2 protein-coding genes and 1 pseudogene are annotated in these 5,443 nt (G+C 75.7%); all 3 read left to right on the top strand.

Annotation, left to right across the window (positions count from 1 at the left end; genetic code table 11):
- A partial coding sequence (locus ACFYUY_RS39960; RefSeq protein ID WP_360223330.1) for a beta-ketoacyl reductase occupies positions 1 to 767 on the top strand: 767 nt, incomplete at its 5' end.
- 53 nt (positions 768 to 820) lie between these two features.
- Positions 821 to 1,615, top strand: a complete 795-nt coding sequence (locus tag ACFYUY_RS39955) for a CmcJ/NvfI family oxidoreductase (protein WP_360223327.1) — start codon at positions 821 to 823, stop codon at positions 1,613 to 1,615.
- A gap of 30 nt (positions 1,616 to 1,645) precedes the next feature.
- Positions 1,646 to 5,443 (top strand): annotated as a pseudogene (gene gdnG, locus ACFYUY_RS39950) (guadinomine polyketide synthase module 3 GdnG); the annotation flags it as partial.

The following is a 5,443-nucleotide window of genomic DNA, read 5'->3' as shown; positions in this document are numbered from 1 at the left end:
ACCTGGACGGCCTGATGGCCCGCCGCCGCTCCCTCGGACTGCCCGGACTCGCCGTCAACTGGGGCCCCTGGGCCGAGGTCGGCATGGCCGCGGACGAGGGCGACGCCTACGACCGGATCGGCCTGCGGATGCTCCCGGCCGACCAGGGCTCCCGCCTCGCGGTCCGGCTGGCCCGCACCGGGCGGGCGACGCACGAGGTCGCGGTGCTGGCCGCGGACTGGCGGCGGTTCCGCACCGCGCTCGGCGAGGACCTGCCGGCCGGCTACCTGGCCCGGCTCGGCGCCACCGCCGAAGGCGCCGTCACCGCCCCGGGCGGCCGGCCCGACCGGGCCGCGGACACCGCACCGCCCTCCGCCCGCCAGGAGCTCGCGGCGGCCGCCGACCCCCGGGCGTTCCTCGCCTCCTGGGTCGAGCGGACGCTGCGCGCGGTGCTGGGCTCGCGGGCGCCGATCGGCCCGCACCAGGGCTTCTTCAGCCTCGGCATGGACTCGCTGATGACTGTCGAGTTCCGGTCCAGGATCGCCGCCGGACTCGACCTGAAACTGGCCACCACCGTCGCCTTCACCTACCCGACCCTCGACGAGCTGGTGGGCTTCCTGGCCCGCGAGCTCGGCCTCACGGCCGACGCCGCGGCGCCGGTCCGGGCCCGCGGCGGCGCCGCGGAGCGGCAGGACGCACCACCCGCACCGGCGGCCCCCACCGGCGACGCGGTCGGCGACCTGATGGCCCGGATCTCGCAGAAGTACCAGAGCCACCGGAACGCCTGAACGGGTGCCCGGACTCCCCCACACGAACGGCGAAACGAAACAGAGGTACCAGAGTGACTACCCCGACCATCACCGCCGGAGTGCGCTACCTCGCCCCCCGGTGGCGTGACAGCGGGACCGCACCCGAGATCGGCGACTGGGGCTCCCTCGCCACCAACACCGTGCGGCACGACGTCCCCGTCGCGAACGCCCGGGGCACCGAGTACGGCCTCGACACCACCGGCTTCACCCTGCTCGAACACCGCACCGAGGTCGACTTCCGCGACGAGTCCGCCGTCCTCGGCCGGTACTTCGCGGAGCTCGCCCCGCTGGTCAAGGAGCAGAGCGGCGCCGACGAGGTCTTCGTCACCCACCACTTCGTCCGCTGGGGCGACCCGGAGGACTTCGAGGCCGGCTACGCCGGCTTCCTGCACGGCGACAAGGGCCTCGGCGACCCGTTCGGCTACACCCGCTCCCGGATCGAGGAGCTCGGCATCGAACTGGGCTCCGACCAGGACCACGACTTCGCCTGGTACAACACCTGGCAGCCCGTCGACCGCGAGGTGTTCCAGCACCCGCTGGCCCTGATGGACGCCCGGACGGTGCCGCGCGAGCACATCCACGACTACTACTACACGAGCGTGGGCGAGCCGCACCCCGAGTCGTCCCCGGTCTTCGACGAGGGCCACCGCTTCTACTACTTCCCCCGGATGCGGACCGACGAGCTGCTGATGTTCAAGCAGCTCGACACCCGCCCGGACCGCGCGCCGACCTGTCTGCACTCGGCCTTCACCGATCCGACCGCGCCGGACGACGCACCGCTGCGCCGCAGCATCGAGGTGCGCTGGATGTGCGCTTTCAAGCGCTGAACCGCTGAGTTGCTGGAGGGGAACCACACCATGGCCGGACCGACTCCGGACGCCGATCTGCTGGCAGCGCTGCAGCAGTCCGTCTTCGTCATCGACAAGCTGGAGGGCGAGCTCGCCCGTACCCGCGAGGACATCGCGATCATCGGCATGTCCTGCCGGTTCCCCTCCGCGGGCGGCCCGGAGGCCTTCTGGGAGCTGCTGCGCGGCGGAGTCGACGCCATCACCGAAGTCCCGGCCGACCGCTGGGACATGGAGTCGCTCTACGACCCCGACCCGGCCGCCCCGGGCAAGCTCTACAGCCGGCACGGCGGCTTCGTCGCCGACGTCGACCGCTTCGACCCGCTCTTCTTCGGGATCTCCCCCAAGGAGGCGGCCCGGCTCGACCCGCAGCACCGGCTGCTGCTCGAAGTGGCCTGGGAGGCCGTCGAGGACGCCGGGTACGCCCCGCGCTCGCTGCGCAACAGCCGCACCGGCGTGTTCGTCGGCATCGCCGAGAACGACTACGCGCGCCTCGTCGAGGAGGCGCACGGCACCCGGCTCGACCACTACGACGCCACCGGCACCGGCTTCTGCTTCGCCTCCGGCCGGATCTCCCACGCCCTGGGCCTGAACGGCCCCAACATGGCCCTGGACACCGGCTGTTCGAGCTCCCTGGTGGCCCTGCACCAGGCCGTCTCGGCACTGCGGCTGGGCGAGTGCGAGCTCGCCATGGCGGGCGGGGTGCACCTGCGGCTGTCCCCGACCACCTCGCTCTCGCTCGCCAGGACGGGGGCGCTCGCCCCCGACGGCCGGTGCAAGACCTTCGACGCGAGCGCCGACGGCTTCGGCCGCAGCGAGGGCTGCGGCATGGTCGTGCTCAAGCGGCTCTCCGACGCCCACCGCGACGGCGACACCGTGCTCGCCGTGGTCCGCGGCTCCGCGGTCAACCACGACGGCCCGGCCAGCGGCTTCACCGTCCCCAACCACCGCGCCCAGGTGGAGCTGATCCACAGCGCGCTGGAGAACGCCGGGGTCGAGCCCGAGCAGGTGGCCTTCGTCGAGACGCACGGCACCGGCACCCAGCTCGGCGACCCGATCGAGGTCAGCGCCCTCGCGAGCGTCTTCGGCGGGAGCGGGCACCCGGTGCTGCTCGGCGCCGTGAAGAGCAACATCGGCCACACCGAGGGCGCGGCGGGCATCGCCGGCATCATCAAGACGGTCCTCGCCCTGCGCCACGCGGAGGTCCCGGGGAACGTCCACTTCACCGAGCCCAGCCCGCACATCGAGTGGGACGGCCTGCCGTTCGTCGTGCCCACCGGGCCGACGGCCTGGCCCGAGGTCCCCGGCGGCGTCCGGGTGGCCGGGGTGAGCTCCTTCGGCATGAGCGGCACCAACGCGCACGTCCTGCTCGCCGCCGCACCCGACGCCCCCGCGGACACCGCCGACACCGCCGGGGGCGCCCCCGGGCGCACCGCGCAGGTGCTCACGCTCTCCGCGCGGACCGAGGACGCCCTGGACGAGGCGGCCGCCCGGATGGCCGCCTTCCTGGCCGGCGGTGCCGGCGGCGCCGACCTGGCCGACGTCTGCCGCACCGCCAACACCGGCCGCGACCACTTCGAGCACCGCCTCGGCGTGGTCGGCGGCTCGGCCGCCGAGCTGGTCGAGCGGCTGACCACGGGCGGCGCCGTCACCGGCTTCGTCCCCGCCCACCGGCCGGCCCCCACCACCGCCTTCCTCTTCACCGGCCAGGGCTCCCAGTACCCCGGCATGGGGCGGGAGCTGTACCGCACCCAGCCGGTGTTCCGGGAGGCCGTCGACCGGTGCGCGGCCGTCCTGGACCGCACCCTGGACCGCCCCCTGCTCTCCGTGCTGCACCCCGACACCATCGGGGAGGCCCCGTACGACCTGGACCGCACGGAGTACACGCAGCCCGCGCTGTTCACCGTCGAGTACGCCCTGGCCGAGCTCTGGAAGTCCTGGGGCGTCACCCCGCAGGTGGTGCTCGGGCACAGCGTCGGCGCCATCGCGGCGGCCTGCGTGGCCGGGGTGTTCCCGCTGGAGGACGCCCTGCTGCTGGTCGCCGAGCGGGCCCGGCTGATGCAGGCTCTGCCGGAGGGCGGGGTGATGGTGTCGCTGCGGGCCGAGGAGGCCGTGGTCGCCGCCGCCGTCGCCGAGCACCCCCTGGTGTCCGTCGCCGCCGTCAACGGGCCCGGCGAGATCGTGGTCTCCGGCGACGCCGGACAGGTGGACGCCGTCCTGGCGGTGCTCGCCGGGCAGGGGGTGGAGGGCCGCCGCCTGCCGGTGTCCCACGCCTTCCACTCGCCGCTGATGGCACCGGTGGCCGAGGAGTTCCGGGCGGTGGCCCGCCGCGTCCGGTACGCGCCGCCGCGGATCACCGTGGTGTCCGACCTCACCGGCGCCCCGGCCGGGGCCGAGGAGCTGTGCGACCCCGAGTACTGGGTGCGGCACGCCCTGGCGCCGGTCCGCTTCGCCGACGCCGTCCTGGCCGCGCACGCGGCCGGCGCCCGGGTGTTCGTCGAGACCGGCCCGAAGCCGGTGCTGCTCGGCCTGGCCCGGACCGGCCTGACCGGCGACCGGGGCGAGGACAGCGCCTGGGTGCCGAGCATGCGCCCCGGCCGCGAGGAGGCCGAACTGCTCGCCGGGGCCGCCGCGCTGCACGTGCGCGGGGTGCCGGTCGACTGGGCCGCCGTCGACGGCCGCCCGCGGCCGCGCCGCGTCCCGCTGCCCACCTACCCCTTCCAGCGCGAGCGCCACTGGTTCACCGCGCCGGCCGGCGCCGGCCGCGCCGCCGCCCGGGTGCGGCCGCTGCTCGACACCGAGGTGCGGCTGCCGGTGTTCCGGGCGACGGTCTTCCAGAGCGCGCTGGGGACGGGCACCCAGCCCTTCCTCGCGGAGCACCGGGTCGCCGGCGCCCTGGTGTCACCGGCCGCCTGCCACCTGGCGATGGCCGCGAGCGCCGTCGAGGCCGGCACCGGCGCAGCCGCCGTCGAGCTGCGCGACGTGGTCTTCCCCGAGCCCCTCGTGGTGCCCGCCGAGGGCACCCGGACGGTCCAGCTCGTGCTGAGCCCGGCGCCGTCCGGCACCGACCGGGAGTTCCGCCTGGTGGGCGTCCCGGAGGGGGCCGACGAGGAGGGCTCGGTGCACGCCACCGGCCGGGTGCCCGAGGGCGCCGCGGCGGCCGGGGCCGCGCCGGTGGTGGACGTCACCGCCGTCCGCGACCGGCTGGACCGGGAGGTCGACCGCGAGGAGCTGTACGCGCGGCTGGCCGGCGGCGGCATCGAACTCGGCCCGGTCTTCCGCCGGCTGGACCGGATCTGGGCCGGCCGGGACGAGGTGCTGGCCACCGTCGCCCCGGCGGCGGGTGCCGAGCCCGTCGCCCCGGTCCACCCCGGGCTGCTGGACGCGCTGTTCCAGGCCACCGAGGCCGTCGCGCTCGCCGCCGGCACCGAGGGCACCGCCCGGCTGCCGTTCGCGGCGGACCGGCTGACGGTGCACCGGGACGCCGACCGGCGGGCCCACTGGGTCCACGCGCGCCGCACCGCGGACGGCCGTTGGGACATCGTCCTGCTGGACGGGTCCGGGACGGCCGTGGTCGAGGTGGCGGGCTTCCAGGACCGCCCGGCCCCCCGCGAGGGCTTCGGCGCCGGCCCCGAGTGGGCCGACTGGCTGGTGGGTGTCCGGTGGGAGGAGACCACCGAGGACAACCCGCCCGCCCCCACCGGACACTGGCACGTCACCGGCACCACCACCGACGTCGACCTCGGCCCCCACGCCACCACCGTCACCGACCCCACCGACGCCGACCACCACCTCTACCTCCCCGACCCC

Source organism: Kitasatospora sp. NPDC004745 (assembly GCF_042873275.1).
Classification (GTDB): Bacteria; Actinomycetota; Actinomycetes; order Streptomycetales; family Streptomycetaceae; genus Kitasatospora.
Note: the sequence above shows the minus strand (reverse complement) of the source record. Positions and strands in the feature narration are given on the sequence as shown.